The organism is Pantoea sp. LMR881, from assembly GCF_027157825.1.
Lineage (GTDB): Bacteria > Pseudomonadota > Gammaproteobacteria > Enterobacterales > Enterobacteriaceae > Pantoea > Pantoea haifensis.
Genome location: NZ_JAPVOK010000002.1, coordinates 1,359,162 through 1,373,995, shown reverse-complemented (window position 1 = coordinate 1,373,995; position 14,834 = coordinate 1,359,162). Strand labels below are relative to the sequence as shown.

The 14,834-nt window shown below is 50.7% G+C and carries 16 protein-coding genes, 1 other RNA gene and 2 pseudogenes; 11 read left to right on the top strand and 8 right to left on the bottom strand.

Annotated elements, in window-relative coordinates; genetic code table 11:
- The first annotated feature begins 67 nt into the window (after positions 1–67).
- Positions 68–889: an HMP-PP phosphatase gene (gene cof, locus O3W44_RS08360; RefSeq protein ID WP_269292697.1), complete on the top strand. Its 822-nt coding sequence runs from the start codon at positions 68–70 to the stop codon at positions 887–889.
- Positions 890–923: 34 nt separating this feature from the next.
- Here cof and O3W44_RS08355 read toward each other — a convergent pair whose 3' ends face one another.
- Positions 924–1,958 (bottom strand): PLP-dependent cysteine synthase family protein, encoded by a 1,035-nt coding sequence (locus tag O3W44_RS08355; protein WP_269292696.1) that lies wholly within the window; start codon positions 1,956–1,958, stop codon positions 924–926.
- Positions 1,959–2,074: 116 nt separating this feature from the next.
- Between O3W44_RS08355 and O3W44_RS08350 the strand changes: the two genes are divergently transcribed.
- The 5 genes and pseudogenes from O3W44_RS08350 to amtB all read left to right on the top strand — a co-directional run bounded on the left by O3W44_RS08350 (position 2,075) and on the right by amtB (position 8,012).
- Entirely contained in the window at positions 2,075–2,536 is a 462-nt protein-coding gene (locus O3W44_RS08350; RefSeq protein ID WP_269292695.1) for an Lrp/AsnC family transcriptional regulator, read from the top strand.
- A 24-nt stretch (positions 2,537–2,560) separates the two neighbouring features.
- Positions 2,561–4,330, top strand: a complete 1,770-nt coding sequence (locus tag O3W44_RS08345; protein WP_269292694.1) for a SmdA family multidrug ABC transporter permease/ATP-binding protein — start codon at positions 2,561–2,563, stop codon at positions 4,328–4,330.
- Entirely contained in the window at positions 4,323–6,098 is a 1,776-nt protein-coding gene (locus tag O3W44_RS08340) for a SmdB family multidrug efflux ABC transporter permease/ATP-binding protein (protein WP_269292693.1), read from the top strand. The genes O3W44_RS08345 and O3W44_RS08340 overlap by 8 nt, the downstream gene beginning before the upstream one ends.
- 257 nt (positions 6,099–6,355) lie before the next feature.
- Positions 6,356–6,693 (top strand): annotated as a pseudogene (gene glnK / locus O3W44_RS08335) (P-II family nitrogen regulator).
- 32 nt (positions 6,694–6,725) lie between these two features.
- Positions 6,726–8,012, top strand: coding sequence for an ammonium transporter AmtB (gene amtB / locus O3W44_RS08330; RefSeq protein WP_269292692.1), 1,287 nt, complete (start codon positions 6,726–6,728; stop codon positions 8,010–8,012).
- A gap of 65 nt (positions 8,013–8,077) precedes the next feature.
- Here amtB and tesB read toward each other — a convergent pair whose 3' ends face one another.
- Entirely contained in the window at positions 8,078–8,941 is an 864-nt protein-coding gene (gene tesB, locus O3W44_RS08325) for an acyl-CoA thioesterase II (protein ID WP_269292690.1), read from the bottom strand.
- A 191-nt stretch (positions 8,942–9,132) separates the two neighbouring features.
- Here tesB and O3W44_RS08320 point away from each other — a divergent pair, with 191 nt between their 5' ends.
- The gene (locus O3W44_RS08320; protein WP_269292689.1) at positions 9,133–9,690 is read left to right on the top strand and encodes a YbaY family lipoprotein; all 558 of its coding nucleotides are present in this window, start codon (positions 9,133–9,135) and stop codon (positions 9,688–9,690) included.
- A gap of 36 nt (positions 9,691–9,726) precedes the next feature.
- On the opposite strand, the gene O3W44_RS08315 is transcribed toward O3W44_RS08320, so the two are convergent.
- Positions 9,727–10,038, bottom strand: a complete 312-nt coding sequence (locus tag O3W44_RS08315) for an MGMT family protein (protein ID WP_269292688.1) — start codon at positions 10,036–10,038, stop codon at positions 9,727–9,729.
- Between the two features lie 176 nt (positions 10,039–10,214).
- Between O3W44_RS08315 and ffs the strand changes: the two genes are divergently transcribed.
- An RNA gene (gene ffs, locus O3W44_RS08310) (signal recognition particle sRNA small type) lies at positions 10,215–10,311 on the top strand.
- Between the two features lie 139 nt (positions 10,312–10,450).
- Here ffs and O3W44_RS08305 read toward each other — a convergent pair.
- The 3 genes from O3W44_RS08305 to O3W44_RS08295 form a co-directional block, all read right to left on the bottom strand.
- The gene (locus O3W44_RS08305) at positions 10,451–10,666 is read right to left on the bottom strand and encodes an HHA domain-containing protein (protein WP_269292687.1); all 216 of its coding nucleotides are present in this window, start codon (positions 10,664–10,666) and stop codon (positions 10,451–10,453) included.
- A gap of 24 nt (positions 10,667–10,690) precedes the next feature.
- On the bottom strand, positions 10,691–11,068 hold the full coding sequence (gene tomB, locus O3W44_RS08300) for an Hha toxicity modulator TomB (RefSeq protein WP_269292686.1): 378 nt from the start codon (positions 11,066–11,068) through the stop codon (positions 10,691–10,693).
- A 147-nt stretch (positions 11,069–11,215) separates the two neighbouring features.
- Positions 11,216–11,569, bottom strand: coding sequence for a hypothetical protein (locus tag O3W44_RS08295; RefSeq protein ID WP_269294400.1), 354 nt, complete (start codon positions 11,567–11,569; stop codon positions 11,216–11,218).
- Positions 11,570–11,919: 350 nt separating this feature from the next.
- Between O3W44_RS08295 and O3W44_RS08290 the strand changes: the two are divergent.
- The 3 genes and pseudogenes from O3W44_RS08290 (at position 11,920) to O3W44_RS08280 (ending at position 14,314) form a co-directional block, all read left to right on the top strand.
- Positions 11,920–12,587 (top strand): annotated as a pseudogene (locus O3W44_RS08290) (metal ABC transporter ATP-binding protein).
- The gene (locus tag O3W44_RS08285; protein WP_269292684.1) at positions 12,584–13,423 is read left to right on the top strand and encodes a metal ABC transporter permease; all 840 of its coding nucleotides are present in this window, start codon (positions 12,584–12,586) and stop codon (positions 13,421–13,423) included. The pseudogene O3W44_RS08290 and the gene O3W44_RS08285 overlap by 4 nt, the downstream one beginning before the upstream one ends.
- A 12-nt stretch (positions 13,424–13,435) precedes the next feature.
- Positions 13,436–14,314 (top strand): metal ABC transporter substrate-binding protein, encoded by an 879-nt coding sequence (locus O3W44_RS08280; RefSeq protein ID WP_269292683.1) that lies wholly within the window; start codon positions 13,436–13,438, stop codon positions 14,312–14,314.
- A 47-nt stretch (positions 14,315–14,361) separates the two neighbouring features.
- Here O3W44_RS08280 and ykgO read toward each other — a convergent pair whose 3' ends face one another.
- Positions 14,362–14,499 (bottom strand): type B 50S ribosomal protein L36, encoded by a 138-nt coding sequence (gene ykgO, locus O3W44_RS08275; RefSeq protein WP_269292682.1) that lies wholly within the window; start codon positions 14,497–14,499, stop codon positions 14,362–14,364.
- An 11-nt stretch (positions 14,500–14,510) separates the two neighbouring features.
- On the bottom strand, positions 14,511–14,765 hold the full coding sequence (locus O3W44_RS08270; RefSeq protein WP_269292681.1) for a type B 50S ribosomal protein L31: 255 nt from the start codon (positions 14,763–14,765) through the stop codon (positions 14,511–14,513).
- Positions 14,766–14,834: the final 69 nt, after the last annotated feature.

The window sequence follows — 14,834 nt, the reverse complement described above, 5'->3', positions numbered from 1 at the left end:
AGTATTCACTATTACTTCCGTGATTAAAAGGTAATAGTAAGGGTCAGTTTTCAGCGAGAGTAACGTAATGGCACGCTTAGCGGCATTTGATATGGACGGCACCTTACTGTTGCCTAACCATCAACTGGGAAAAGAGACGTTGGCGAGTTTGCAGGCATTGCATGTGCGTAATGTACAGCTGGCCTTTGCCACCGGGCGTCATCAGCTAGAAATGCAGATCCTGCGTCAGCAAATCACGTTACCGGCGTGGCTGATCACAGGTAATGGTACACGTGTTCACGATCGGGACGGAAATCTGCTGTTTGCCTGTGATCTGTTGCCGTCAGTTGCGGAAGAGGTCATTCATACAGACTGGCAGACCACAGCCTCACTGCACGTGTTTAATGATGAAGGCTGGTTTACTGAACGTCCTTTGCCCTCTTTGCTCGCAGCACATCAGATGAGTGGCTTTCATTATCAACTGCGCGACTTAAAAGCCATGCCAGGGAATGAGGTCACGAAAATCTGTTTCGTTGATGAACATCATCGTTTGTGCCAGCTAAAAGACCAGCTTGATGCTGCTTTAGATCAGCGCGCCAGTATCTGTTTTTCAGCCTGGAATTGTCTGGAGGTACTGCCGCTCGGTTGCAATAAAGGCAGTGCCCTTGCCATGCTTTGCCAGCATCTCTCATTGACTTTGGCCGAATGCATGGCCTTTGGTGATGCGATGAACGATCGTGAAATGTTAGCCCAGGTCGGTAAAGGCTTTCTCATGGGCAACGCGATGAGTGAACTCAAAGCAGCATTACCGCATTTACCGGTTATTGGGCATTGCGAGACACAGGCAGTGTCTCACTATTTAAATCACTGGCTCTCCACACCCGACCTCGCTTATTCCCCCGAATGCTGAGGATTGCAGTGAACCGGACGGGATGTCCGGTTTTTTATTCCATTTCGCGTAGCCACGGTTGAATGTCACCGATCTGTTTTGCTACCCATTCTGGCTGATAATAACTGTCGAGGTAACGCTCGCCGCTATCGCATAACACTGTGACCAGTGCCCCTTTCTCACCCTGTGCCCGCATGCGTTTTGCTACCTGCATCATGCCCCAGAAATTGGTGCCGGTTGAGGCGCCAGGTTTACGTCCCAGCAGTTTTTCCAGTTTCAGCATGGCGGCAAGCGTCGCGGCATCCGGCACTTTCATTATTTCGTCAATGACGTCAGGCATGAAAGACGGTTCAACGCGCGGGCGACCAATCCCCTCAATCATACTGCCGCGCACGCTACGTAATTCCGTATCGCGGCTGTGCCAGTAATCAAAAAACACAGAATGCTGTGGATCAACCACCAATAATTGGGTGTCGTAACCTTGATAGCGAATATAACGACCCAACGTTGCAGATGTCCCACCGGTGCCGGCACCCATAATCAGGGTGTGCGGCGTTGCAAAGGGTTCATGCTTCATCTGGCGGAAAATGCTTTCTGCAATATTATTATTGCCGCGCCAGTCGGTGGCGCGTTCGGCATAGGTAAACTGATCCATAAAATGGCCGTTTAATTCGCGCGCCAGCCGCTCCGATTCTGCATAAAGCTGGCAGGGATCTTCAACGAAATGGCACCGGCCGCCGTAAAACGTAATTTGTTCGATTTTGCGTTTGGCAGTGCTGGCTGGCATCACCGCAATAAATGGCAGGCCAAGCAGACGGGCAAAATAGGCCTCAGAAATGGCCGTGCTGCCAGATGAGGCTTCGATAATCGGCGTGTTTTTTTTGATCCAGCCGTTCGCCAGACCATACAAAAATAGCGAACGTGCCAAACGATGCTTCAGGCTGCCGCTCGGATGGGTGCTTTCATCTTTCAGGTAAAACCAGATGCCAGGGAAATCAGCAAGATCGAAACGGATCAGGTGTGTTTCGGCGGATCGTTGAAAATCTGCATTGATCTCATTAATGGCGTGGCGGGTCCAGGCTGTGTGCATGACAGGTATCCGGCAAAATCAATGACACACATTTTAAGGCACTGACGGGAAAAAAAGATGGCTATATTGTCGCTAAAATGGTGTTGTCAGAGAAAAATTTTCTCCAGGAGCGCCAAATGTTAGATAAAACTGACCGCAAAATTCTTGCATTGATGCAGCAAGATTGCACCTTATCACTCCAGGCGCTGGCAGAGGCAGTTAATCTCACCACCACACCGTGCTGGAAACGCCTGAAAAAACTGGAAGATGATGGCATTATTCGCGCGCGCGTTGCGCTGCTGGATGGTGAAAAATTAGGGCTGTCACTCACAGCTTTTATGCTGGTCAAAACGCAACAGCACAGTCGCGACTGGTATCAGGCATTCGTCTCGGTAGTGCAGGCGATGCCCGAGGTGATGGCCTTTTATCGTATGGCGGGAGAATATGATTACCTGCTACGCGTCCAGGTTGCTGATATGAAAAGTTACGACGCGTTTTATAAACGATTAGTGAATGGTGTGCCGGGTTTGATCGATGTGACCTCCAGCTTCGCCATGGAAGAGATTAAATACACCACGGCTTTACCTGTCGCTCCCTGAGAGCTAAAGATTGAGAGCAGCGTTGTGCGATTATTCAGCCAGTTAAGTTGGTATTTTATACGCGAGTGGCGACGCTATTTAGGCGCCGTTACCTTATTAATCATCATTGCCGTTTTGCAACTGCTGCCACCGCATGTGGTCGGTATTATTGTGGATGGCGTCACCCATCACGACATGAGTATGGGGCGTGTCATGATGTGGATTGGCATCATGCTGCTCACGGCGCTCGTGGTCTATCTGTTGCGCTACGTCTGGCGCGTATTGCTGTTTGGTGCGTCTTATCAGCTGGCAGTGGAGCTACGCGAAGATTTTTATCGCCAGCTGAGTCGTCAGCACCCGGCATTTTATCTGCGTCATCGCACCGGTGATTTAATTGCACGCGCCACGAATGATGTTGACCGCGTGGTTTTTGCTGCCGGTGAAGGTGTGTTAACGCTGGTGGATTCACTGGTAATGGGCTGTGTGGTATTGCTGGTCATGAGTACGCAGATTAGCTGGCAGCTTACCCTGTTATCGCTGGTGCCGATGCCGATTATGGCATTGGTCATCCACCGCTACGGCAATCAGCTGCATCAGCGTTTTAAGCTGGCCCAGGCGGCGTTTTCCAGCCTCAACGATCAGACGCAAGAAAGCCTGACCAGCATTCGCATGATTAAATCTTTTGGTCTGGAGCAGCATCAGTCGCAGCAGTTTGCCGACATTGCGCGCGATACCGGTGAAAAGAATCTGCGCGTTGCCCGCGTTGACGCTCGCTTCGATCCCACCATCTATATCGCGATTGGCTTTTCCAATTTACTGGCAATTGGCGGCGGAAGCTGGCTGGTCTGGCACCAGCAAATGACGCTGGGACAGCTGACCAGCTTTGTGATGTATCTCGGCTTGATGATTTGGCCAATGCTGGCGCTGGCGTGGATGTTTAACATTGTTGAACGCGGCAGCGCAGCGTGGAGCCGGATCCGCGCCTTACTGGCGGAAGCGCCAGCGGTTGAGGATGGTCAAAAAGTTCTGCCGCCAACGCCCGGCATTCTGCAAGCTGCGATCCGTGATTTTCGCTACCCGGCCAGCGCAGGGCCGGTGCTGAGCCACGTTAATTTCCAACTCAAGCCTGGTGAAATGCTGGGCTTGTGTGGTCCCACCGGCAGCGGCAAAAGTACCTTACTGAGCCTGATTCAGCGCCACTTCGATATTCAACAGGGCGATATTCGTTTTCACAACACGCCGCTTCCGCAGTTGCGTATCGATAGCTGGCGTAGCCGCCTGGCGGTAGTAAGCCAGACGCCTTTCCTGTTTTCTGACAGTGTGGCAAACAATATTGCATTAGGTAAACCCAACGCCAGCCAGGAAGAGATTGAGCGTGTGGCGAAAATGGCCTGCGTTCATGAGGATATATTGCGATTGCCACAAGGCTATGAGACCGAAGTGGGGGAGCGCGGCGTCATGCTGTCGGGCGGACAAAAACAGCGTCTTTCCATTGCCAGGGCGTTACTGCTCAATGCTGAAATTCTCATCCTTGACGATGCGCTATCGGCGGTTGATGGACGCACTGAACATGAAATTTTGCATAACTTACGCCTCTGGGGGAAAGGCCACACCTTGATTATTAGTGCGCATCGCCTGTCTGCCTTGACCGAAGCCAGTGAAATTCTGGTGCTGCAACAGGGCGCTGTTGCACAGCGCGGCGAGCACGATGCGTTAGTGGCCAAACCCGGCTGGTATCGCGATATGTACCGCTATCAGCAACTGGAGGCGGCGCTGGACGAAGATGAAAGTGAACAAGGGGTGCCACATGGCTAAGTCACAACGCTTGTGGCCAACATTAAAGCGGTTACTGAGTTACGGTAAGCCCTGGCGCAAATCGCTGTCGCTGGCGGTTGGCATGCTGTGGATTGCCGCTGCCGCGGAAGTAACCGGACCGGTATTAGTGAGTTATTTCATTGATAATCTGGTGGCGAAGCATCAAATGCCCTGGGCGCTGGTGGCAGGCTTAGTTGTCAGCTTTATTCTGCTACAACTGCTGGCCGCCGCTTTGCATTACTGGCAGGCACTGCTGTTTAACCGCGCCGCAATCGGTGTGGTGCAGCGATTACGCAGCGATGTTATGAATGCTGCATTGCGCCAACCCTTGAGTGCTTTTGATACCCAACCCGTTGGACAGATAATCTCACGCGTTACCAACGATACTGAAGTGATCAAAGATCTCTACGTGACGGTAGTGGCAACCGTATTACGCAGCGCGGCACTGGTCGGCGCGATGATGGTGGCGATGTTTAGCCTCGACTGGCGTATGGCGCTGGTGGCGATGCTGATTTTTCCAATGGTGCTGGTAGTGATGTTAATTTACCAACGCTACAGTACCCCTATTGCTCGCCGGGTACGAAGCTATCTTGCTGAAATCAATAACGGCTTTAACGAAGTGATCAGCGGTATGAGCGTGATACAGCAGTTTCGCCAGCAGGCGCGTTTTGGTGAACGCATGTCCGAAGCCAGCCGTTCACACTATCTGGCACGCATGGAAACCCTGCGATTAGATGGTTTTCTGCTGCGTCCTTTATTAAGCCTGTTTTCCGCGCTGGTCTTGTGTGGCCTGTTGATGCTGTTCAGTTTCTCCGTACCGGGTGTGTTCGAAGTGGGTGTACTTTATGCCTTCATTACCTATTTAGGACGGTTGAATGAGCCGCTGATTGAGCTCACCACGCAGCAATCGATGCTGCAACAGGCGGTCGTCTCTGGCGAACGCATTTTTGAGCTAATGGATGCCGCGCAACAGCAATATGGCGGCGATACGCGGCCATTAACGTCGGGCCGTATTACGCTCAACAGCCTGAGCTTTGCCTATCGTGAAAATCGTGACGTCTTAACGGACATCAGTCTTGATGTACCTTCGCGTGGGTTTGTTGCGCTGGTCGGACATACCGGCAGCGGCAAAAGCACCCTGGCGAACCTGTTGATGGGTTATTACCCGGTAACGCGCGGCGAAATTCGTCTCGACAATCGACCAATCAGTGAGCTGACGCATGCGGTTTTGCGGCGGGGTATTGCGATGGTACAGCAGGATCCAGTGGTGCTGGCTGACACGCTGTTAGCTAATGTGCGTCTGGGCCGTGATATCAGCGAAAGTGCCGTCTGGCAGGTGCTGGAGCAGGTACAACTGGCTTCACTGGCCCGCAGTATGCCAGACGGCATTCACACCAGGCTGGGCGAGCAGGGCAATAATCTTTCTGTTGGTCAGAAGCAATTACTGGCGCTGGCGCGTGTTCTGGTGGAATTGCCCCAAATTTTGATTCTTGATGAGGCGACAGCCAATATTGACTCAGGCACCGAACAGGCTATCCAGCAGACGCTGAAAACTTTGCGTCAGCACAGCACACTGGTAGTTATTGCGCATCGTCTTTCAACGATTACTGAAGCGAATACGATTTTAGTTTTGCATCGCGGTCAGGTCGTCGAGCAGGGAAATCATCAGCAATTACTCGCTCAACAGGGCCGTTACTGGCAAATGTATCAGCTGCAACAAGCGGGTGATGAACTTGCTTCGGGCATCTCATTAACAGCAGAAGGGTAAGTTGCACTCTTTTTGCGCGCCATTATCAGAATGTTCTGTATAAATGCACTCCTTTGACGCCACAAGCACCAAAGGAGTGCATCTGTTCCACGTTATGACCCCGCATAATCTATCCTCTGTGTTATCCATCACAAAACGACCCTAGTTCTGCCGCGTCTGACTCACTGATTATTCGGTTTTTTTATTTCTGGCACAGGCTTTGCTTATATGACTGCGTGTCCGTGAGACTTACTCATTTAATACCTGGAGGGGATCCTATGAAGCTGGTTACCGTCGTGATTAAACCATTCAAGCTGGAGGATGTGCGTGAAGCTTTATCCTCTATCGGCATTCAGGGGCTGACCGTCTCCGAAGTGAAAGGTTTTGGGCGTCAGAAAGGGCATGCCGAACTCTATCGTGGCGCTGAATATAGCGTGAATTTTCTGCCAAAAGTAAAAATTGATATCGCCATTGCGGACGACCAGCTTGACGAAGTGGTGGATGTTATCAGTAAAGCCGCTTACACCGGAAAAATCGGTGACGGTAAAATTTTGTCGCTGAACTGCAGCGCGTCATTCGTATTCGTACCGGTGAAACCGACGAAGCCGCTCTGTAATCAAGATTCAGTAATGTGATGGGATGGAAAAAATGAATAAAATTCTCGCTAAGTTGGGCCTGACCAGCCTGGCACTGTTACCATCGCTCGCGATGGCTGCACCTGCCGTTGCGGACAAGGCTGATAACGCATTTATGATGATTTGCACCGCACTGGTGCTGTTTATGTCAATTCCAGGTATTGCTCTGTTTTACGGCGGCCTGATCCGCGGTAAAAACGTCCTGTCAATGCTGACTCAGGTTGCGGTTACCTTTTCACTGGTTTGCGTATTGTGGATGGTATACGGCTATTCACTGGCGTTTAGTGAAGGCAACGCTTTCTTTGGCGGCTTTGGCTGGGCAATGCTCAAAAACATTGAGCTGACAGCGGTTATGGGCAGCTTTTACCAGTATATCCACGTCGCATTCCAGGCCTCCTTCGCCTGTATTACGGTTGGCCTGATTGTCGGCGCTATCGCTGAACGTATCCGTTTCTCTGCGGTGCTGATTTTCGTGTTGGTATGGCTGACGCTGGCATACCTGCCAATCGCACATATGGTATGGGGCGGTGGTTATTTAGCTCAGGATGGCGCACTGGATTTCGCCGGCGGCACCGTGGTTCATATCAACGCCGCTGTTGCAGGCCTGGTGGGTGCTTATCTGGTTGGTAAGCGTGCTGGCTTCGGTAAAGAAGCATTTAAACCGCACAATCTGCCGATGGTATTTATGGGTACCGCTATCCTGTATGTGGGCTGGTTTGGCTTTAACGCCGGTTCCGCTTCTGCAGCAAACGAAATCGCTGCACTGGCTTTCCTGAACACCGTTGTGGCAACCGCAGGTGCAGTATTGTCCTGGACCTTTGGCGAATGGGCGGTACGCGGTAAACCTTCTCTGCTGGGCGCCTGCTCAGGTTTTATCGGCGGACTGGTGGCGATCACGCCTGCATGTGGTTATGTGGGTGTCGGCGGTGCGCTGATCATCGGCTTAGCGGGTGGCCTTGCCGGTCTGTGGGGCGTCACGACACTGAAGAAATGGCTGCGCGTTGATGACCCGTGCGATGTGTTTGGTGTGCATGGCGTGTGCGGTATCGTTGGTTGTATTCTGACCGGTGTATTCGCTTCTTCTTCTCTGGGTGGCGTTGGCTACGCAGAAGGCGTGACCATGGGACATCAGGTGTGGGTGCAACTGTTCAGCGTGGGCGTGACGCTTGTCTGGTCAGGTGTGGCAGCATTCATTGGTTTCAAACTGGCGGACATGATTGTAGGCCTGCGTGTACCAGAGGATCAGGAGCGCGAAGGTCTGGATGTCAACAGCCACGGCGAAAACGCTTACAACCAGTAACGGATAAGTTCAAAAGAGCAGTGCGCTAAAAATAAAAATACCGGGGCGAGAAATCGCCCCTTTTTTTATTCGCTGCGCTGTCGCATTACACCTTCCTGCACCGTTGACGCCACCAACACCCCTTGCTGATTATAAAACTCACCACGTACAAAACCACGAGCGCCGGACGCTGAGGTACTCACGACGCTGTATAACAGCCACTGGCTGAAATCGAACGGACGGTGGAACCACATTGAGTGATCAATGGTGGCAACCTGCATGTCTGCCTCTAAAAAACCCTTACCGTGCGGTTGAAGCGCAACGGGCAAGAAGTTCAGATCGGATGCGTAACCCAACATATACTGATGAAGCCGCAAATCGCCAGGCAGTGGGCCGTTAGCGCGGATCCACACCTGACGCACCGGTTCCGCTACGTGGCCTTTTACTGGATTGTGAATTTGTACCGGACGGATCTCTAACGGACGTTCAGCAATAAATTTTTCCCGTACTTTCTCTGGCAGCAAATGCGCCATTTTTTGCGCCATCATCTGCTCAGATGGCAGATTTTCTGGTCCTGGCACGTCGGGCATTTGGTTTTGATGCTCGAAACCGTTTTCGGGAGCCTGAAAGGAAGCGGTCATATAAAAAATAGGGTGGCCGTTTTGAATGGCACTCACGCGACGTGCGCTAAAACTTTTACCGTCACGTAAGGTTTCAACGTCATAAATAATGGCTTTTTTACTGTCGCCGGGGCGCAAAAAGTAGCTGTGGAATGAGTGGATAATACGTTCTTCTGGCACCGTTTGTTTCGCTGCGTAAAGCGCCTGACCAACAACCTGGCCTCCGAAAACCTGGCGCAAGCCAAGATCTTCGCTTTGGCCACGAAATAAACCCTCTTCGAGTTTTTCCAGATTCAATAAATTCAGCAAATTTTGCAGAGCCTGGCTCATAGCGCATTCCTCAGAAAAGTGACGTCCTTAGTGTGAAAGATCCGACCAGTTATCGTCAATCAGACTTTAGCCTTTCTGCCGCCCAGGCAGATCTCTGATTTATGTGCCAACATTAAGGACATACGGCGAGTGAGTCGCTGTACCGCAGATTCGCTGCTGATAATCATTTTGATCAAATGGAGACGACATCAATGAAATTCTGGCAAGTGTTCAGTGGATTAGCATTGGCGGTAGCTGTCGCAGGATGTGCCGATAAAGGTAAGCCTGTGGCAACGCCAACATTGGGTTCTGCGGTAGCAGGACAACAATCGACAATTGCTCAACCAAACGTGAGCGGTTCTGTCTATATTCGCCAGCGCATTGCATTACCGCCGGATGCGGTATTAACCGTGACGCTGTCGGATGCTTCTGTGTCTGATGCGCCGTCAAAAGTTCTGTCACAGCGTGCAGTGCGTACGGAAGGTAAGCAGGCACCGTTCCAGTTTGTATTGCCGTTCAATCCTGCAGATATTCAACCCAATGCACGTATTCTGTTGAGCGCCGCCATTACTATTGATGGCAAGATGGCGTTTATTACCGATAATGTGAAACCGGTTATTAACCAGGGCGGTACCAAAGCTGAGCTGTTGCTGGTGCCTGTGCCACATATGGCAATGCCAACGCAGCCGGGCGCGGTGTCAACTGTACCGTCAACGTCGCCGACCCAGGTGACACCATCGTCATCCGTGCCTGCACAGACCAGCATGTAACGGAAACAGGGGGCATGCGTGCGCCCCTGTTATTGTTCAGGGCTGCCAGCGATATTTATCCAGCGCAATGCGGCCATCATCGGTGACTTCAACGCCTTCTGCTTCCAGGGCATCGCGTTGGCGAAACAGATCATCACCCTGAAGTGAAATAGCGCCATAACGATTGACTACCCGATGCCAGGGAAGCGTGCTTCCGGCAGGCAGACGTTTCAGGACACCGCCCACCTGACGTGCTGCACGTGGTGAGCCTGCTAACTGCGCAATCTCACCGTAAGTGATCACTTTGCCTGCGGGTATCGCGGAAACAATTTGCCAGATACGTTGTTGAAAGCTGTCAGGTTGTGCCATCTGCTTATCCTGTTGACCTGAAATTCATTCAATTTTATCACGTCAGATTCAGGCAGGACGCGCGGAAGTGCTTGTTGTACAAGAAAGCAACGGTCATCCCGCCTGCGCTTGCAATTACCGGGGCCTTACCCGATAATGCCTGCGCTCTCGTAAAGAGGGCTTGTCAATGGAGGCCCTGTTGGTTCTCCCGCAATGCTAGCTTGTGAACTCGGTCAGGTCCGGAAGGAAGCAGCCGCAGCAGGTGACGCGTGTGCCGGGATGTAGCTGGCAGGGCCTCCACCATTTTATCCCCTCTAAAATTTTCGTAAATGGCAGACAGGCAAAACTCGCCTGGGGCCGATCCATTGCCGGCAGGCGAGATTATTCAGAGTGGATAAAAGCGTTGTTACCGTAAAACGAAAACGTCAGCAAATTAGCGAACAAATTTCCATACTGAACCAGGGACTTTATCGTAAAGCTTATTCATCGTAAGTTCAGCTAAGCGATGGTCAGCTGCTGAGTAAAATACGGCGAGTTCATTGTCCGGTAATTCATACTTGTTTTTTTCAATAACCCTTTCAAGGGTATCGATTGAGCGACAACGACGCAGTCGCATCAAATAATCCGTTTTAGTCAGGGCTTTGTTCATAAATAGATCTTTCTCACATAGGTACTATAACGAATGGCTGAGTTGCTGGAGATAAGCACACTCTTCAGTGAACAGATTAAATAAGCGTTTAGCTGAACGTTGCCATCGCTGAAGATCTTGCGCATTGATACCGTAATTACTAAACAACATAAAGGTATCGTCAAGATATTCATCAATTTGCGAAATCAGCGATTCATCTTCAACGTGCTTAATTTTATAATTCATTGTGAAAGAGGCGATATGCTCAATCAGCTCGTTAAGTTGTAAATTGCTCTCAGAAGTCGGGTCATTAACCCAGCCGTGATGGCTATCAGTTAATGTCGCCATACTCTCGTCAAACAGGCTCTCACACAGGTATTTAAGCTGGGCAATATCATGCCGTTTCGGTGAGTATTCGTCCATCTTTTTCCCCTCCGTAGCAAGCACAGTTACCGCGATGCGGCGAGATAAGGTAAAGCGGCCAGGAAGCGATTAATGAAACTGTTAATAAACGGAGTGTTTTTAATATAGATGAAAATCATTAGTTCTGCTCACCTCCATTACTAAATATTACAATTCATCGCCAGGTGAAGGACGTGTATTGTCAATGATCTCAAACTCAAGGGCACCGGGCACGATATGAAACATTATCTGTTCTTTTTGCGTCACGGTTTCATTTAGATCCAGGCAAGGACTAAATAAATTCCAGTCAAAATTGTAAAGCATTTTAAATCTATTGTTGTCTGTCTTTTCAACAGAAATAATCTTTAAGCTCTCTGGAACTAACAGCGCATTTTGAGAATACCACTGTAAATCGCCCACTAACGGTTCTGCTATTTTGAGAATATTCCGCTGAATAATTGCCATTAATTTCGCGCAGTCACTTTCATCTTGCGCAATATCACATGCTATACGTGGTTGCATATTGTGCTTACTTTTACAATTGATAAACCTATCATTGGTGTTCTGCAAGCAGTTTGCAAGCGGTGGCTTATCACCCATACCTATCACTGCATTTAACGCCTTATTAAATAATTGAAATCTATAAACTTAATAGTGCCGGTTCCTGTGTCTTAAAAGCGGGTGCGATACTTTTTGAAACATTTTGCCCTCTTCCTCTCCGCGTTAAAACACGTAACATAAGTGTTATGTTATAACATTATGTAACCTAATCATGAATCATAGTGGACTCCTGTTATCGTCAGGCCAGCGCGTACTGGTTGCTTTAGGGCTGATTATTTTGCTCGCCATCGCGATGTGGTGGGGATACAGCCATGATCGAATTCAGGCAATTACAGGCGGGATATCAGCGCCTGGCTGTTACGCCAGTAATTACGGGGCAATTAGCGCAAGGAAGTATGACGGCACTGGTTGGGGCTAACGGAAGCGGGAAATCAACGTTATTAAAAACGATCGCCGGTTTATTGCCGCCCGTAGCCGGGAAGTGCACTCTCAAATTACCCCGGCGGGAAGTCGGTTGGTTGCCACAGCGTAGCGAACTGGAAACACGTTTTCCGTTAACGGTGTTTGAACTGGTTTCAATAGGATGCTGGCCGCGCAGCGGTTGGTTTGGTGGCATTGATCGGGCGCTGCGTCAGGAAATTTGGCAGGCACTGGACGCTGTACACATGGCCGATTTTGCCGAAGCGCAGCCTTCGACGCTGTCCGGTGGACAACTACAGCGCGTGCTGTTTGCACGTTTGCTGCTACAGCGCAGCCGCTTGTGGTTGCTGGATGAACCTTTTAACGGTATCGACAGCCAAACGGTGACATTATTAATGTCGATACTGCAACAGCAGCAGCAAGCGGGTACTACATTACTGGTGGTGCTGCACGATCGGCCTCTGGTTGCGCGCTATTTCAATGATGTTCTCTCTCTGGATGATGCTTCGCATCACCCACACTCTTTGCTGCCCAACCCTTGCGGAGAGCCGCACCGTGACATTGATCCAACCTTTTATCGAGTTTGGCTTTATGCGCCGTGCGCTGGTGGCCTGTATCGCTTTAGCCGTTAGCGCGACACCGCTCGGCGTCTTTCTCTCGTTACGCCGCATGAGTCTGATTGGCGACGCGTTATCGCACGCTGTGCTGCCTGGCGCGGCAATTGGCTATTTGATTTCAGGCCTTTCGCTGGTGGCCATGGGAACAGGAGGACTGATTGCGGGCTTAGCCGTCGCGCTGCTTTCAGGCGCAGTCAGTCGCTATACTCCGCTTAAAGAAGATGCCAGCTTCGCTGGATTTTATCTTGGCTCGCTGGCGCTGGGCGTAACGCTGGTCTCGCTCCGGGGCTCAAGCGTCGATCTTCTGCACGTTTTGTTTGGCTCGCTGTTAGCCGTAGATAATCCGGCATTACTCCTGGTTGGCGCAATTGCTGCTTTTACGTTGTTAGTGCTGGCGCTGATCTATCGCCCTTTGGTTATTGATGCGTTTGACCCTGATTTTCTGCGTGCGCAGGGCAAATGGAGTGCGCCGCTGGTGCATGCGATTTTCCTGATGCTGGTGGTGTTGAATCTGGTGGCGGGATTTCAGGTGCTCGGCACGCTTATGTCTGTGGGGCTGATGATATTACCTGCGGCCAGCGCGCGTTTCTGGAGCCGCCATCTTGCCGTTATGTTGGGCATCGCCATGCTAGCGGCGGTGATGTCAGCTTTTACCGGACTGATCCTTTCCTGGCATTGCTCGCTTCCGGCCGGGCCGGCGGTAGTGCTGAGTGCTGCCATTCTTTTCTTTCTCTCAATTTTGACAGGGCCGTGCGGTGGCATTTTGCGCCGCCATTGATAAGGAGTAAATATGAAGTTGTTACCGATAAGTCTGGCAATCGGCACATTGCTGATCAGCCCATTTTCGCTGGCGAAAACGGTGAATGTCGTGGCCAGTTTTACAGTGTTAGCCGACATAGTTAAGCAAATTGGCGGTGAACAGGTGCAGGTCAAAAGCCTGGTCGGGCCAAACGGCGACCCGCATACTTTTGAGCCAACACCGCAAGACAGTCAGGCACTGGCTCAGGCTGATGTGGTTTTTATCAGTGGATTAGGATTAGAAGGGTGGATGGATCGCCTGGTCAGCGCGTCCGGTTACAAAGGCCAGCCGGTTATCGCTTCAGCCGGTATTACGACACGCAGCATGGAAGAGGGGGGTGAGCGCATCACCGATCCACACGCGTGGAACAGCATGCAAAATGGCGTAATTTATGCAACTAACGTCATGAATGCGTTGATTAAAGCCGATCCCGAAGAGCGCGCCGCTATTCGCCAGCGCGGTGAAAATTATATTCAGCAGTTGAAGACACTGGATAGCTGGGCAAAAACATCTTTCGAAGCGATTCCCGTCGCGAAGCGTAAAGTACTGACCAGCCACGATGCCTTCGGCTATTTTGGTCAGCGTTATGGCGTAACATTTCTCGCGCCGGTCGGTTTTTCCACTGAAGCGGAAGCCAGTGCCAGCGCCGTGGGTGGCTTGATTAACCAGTTGAAACAGCAGCATATCAGTAGCTATTTCATTGAGAATCAAACCGATCCGCGTTTAGTTAAACAGATTGCCAGCGCAACGGGGGCACAGCCGGGCGGAGAACTCTATCCGGAAGCTTTATCTGTCGCTTCAGGTCCGGCAGCAACTTATGAAGCCGCGTTCAAACACAACGTTAATGCAATGCTGAGCAGCATGCGTTAGGCAAAAAAAGGCCGGGAATTTCCCGGCCAGTCATCACGACACGCTGATTATTTTTTCTTTCTTCCCTGTACCGCTTTAAACCGCGGATTCGATTTACAGATCACGTAAACGCGACCGTGGCGACGCACGACTTTGCAGTCTCTGTGACGATTCTTAGCCGAACGCAGCGAACTCAGTACCTGCATAATTTCCTCCTTTAATTACGACCCAAAAAGCGACCAAAACGCTGATTAAAGCGTGCAGTACTGCCTTCTTTCGTAAAATCTTTCTGCTTACCGGTGTAATGCACGTGGGATGCGGAAGAGACATCAAGTGTGACGTACGGCAGCGTTTCCCCTTCAAACTCAACGGTACGATCAGTTTTAATGGTCGAACCGATTTTGAACCAGGCATCAGCTGACGTGTCATGAAACACAACCGGACGATAGTGTGGATGAATAGTGGTTTTCATAATCTCACCTTTATGTGATGTTATAATATAACAAAGATTATGCGCCGATCTTTTTGCGATTGCAACGTC

Coding starts and splice junctions, on each gene's coding strand:
- O3W44_RS08320 (WP_269292689.1), top strand. CDS start 9,133: ATGAAATTCTGGCAAGTGTTCAGTGGATTAGCATTGGCGGTAGCTGTC.
- O3W44_RS08340 (WP_269292693.1), top strand. CDS start 4,323: ATGGCTAAGTCACAACGCTTGTGGCCAACATTAAAGCGGTTACTGAGT.
- O3W44_RS08280 (WP_269292683.1), top strand. CDS start 13,436: ATGAAGTTGTTACCGATAAGTCTGGCAATCGGCACATTGCTGATCAGC.
- O3W44_RS08305 (WP_269292687.1), bottom strand. CDS start 10,666: ATGAACAAAGCCCTGACTAAAACGGATTATTTGATGCGACTGCGTCGT.
- cof (WP_269292697.1), top strand. CDS start 68: ATGGCACGCTTAGCGGCATTTGATATGGACGGCACCTTACTGTTGCCT.
- O3W44_RS08315 (WP_269292688.1), bottom strand. CDS start 10,038: ATGGCACAACCTGACAGCTTTCAACAACGTATCTGGCAAATTGTTTCC.
- tomB (WP_269292686.1), bottom strand. CDS start 11,068: ATGGACGAATACTCACCGAAACGGCATGATATTGCCCAGCTTAAATAC.
- tesB (WP_269292690.1), bottom strand. CDS start 8,941: ATGAGCCAGGCTCTGCAAAATTTGCTGAATTTATTGAATCTGGAAAAA.
- O3W44_RS08295 (WP_269294400.1), bottom strand. CDS start 11,569: ATGCAACCACGTATAGCATGTGATATTGCGCAAGATGAAAGTGACTGC.
- amtB (WP_269292692.1), top strand. CDS start 6,726: ATGAATAAAATTCTCGCTAAGTTGGGCCTGACCAGCCTGGCACTGTTA.
- O3W44_RS08270 (WP_269292681.1), bottom strand. CDS start 14,765: ATGAAAACCACTATTCATCCACACTATCGTCCGGTTGTGTTTCATGAC.
- O3W44_RS08355 (WP_269292696.1), bottom strand. CDS start 1,958: ATGCACACAGCCTGGACCCGCCACGCCATTAATGAGATCAATGCAGAT.
- O3W44_RS08350 (WP_269292695.1), top strand. CDS start 2,075: ATGTTAGATAAAACTGACCGCAAAATTCTTGCATTGATGCAGCAAGAT.
- ykgO (WP_269292682.1), bottom strand. CDS start 14,499: ATGCAGGTACTGAGTTCGCTGCGTTCGGCTAAGAATCGTCACAGAGAC.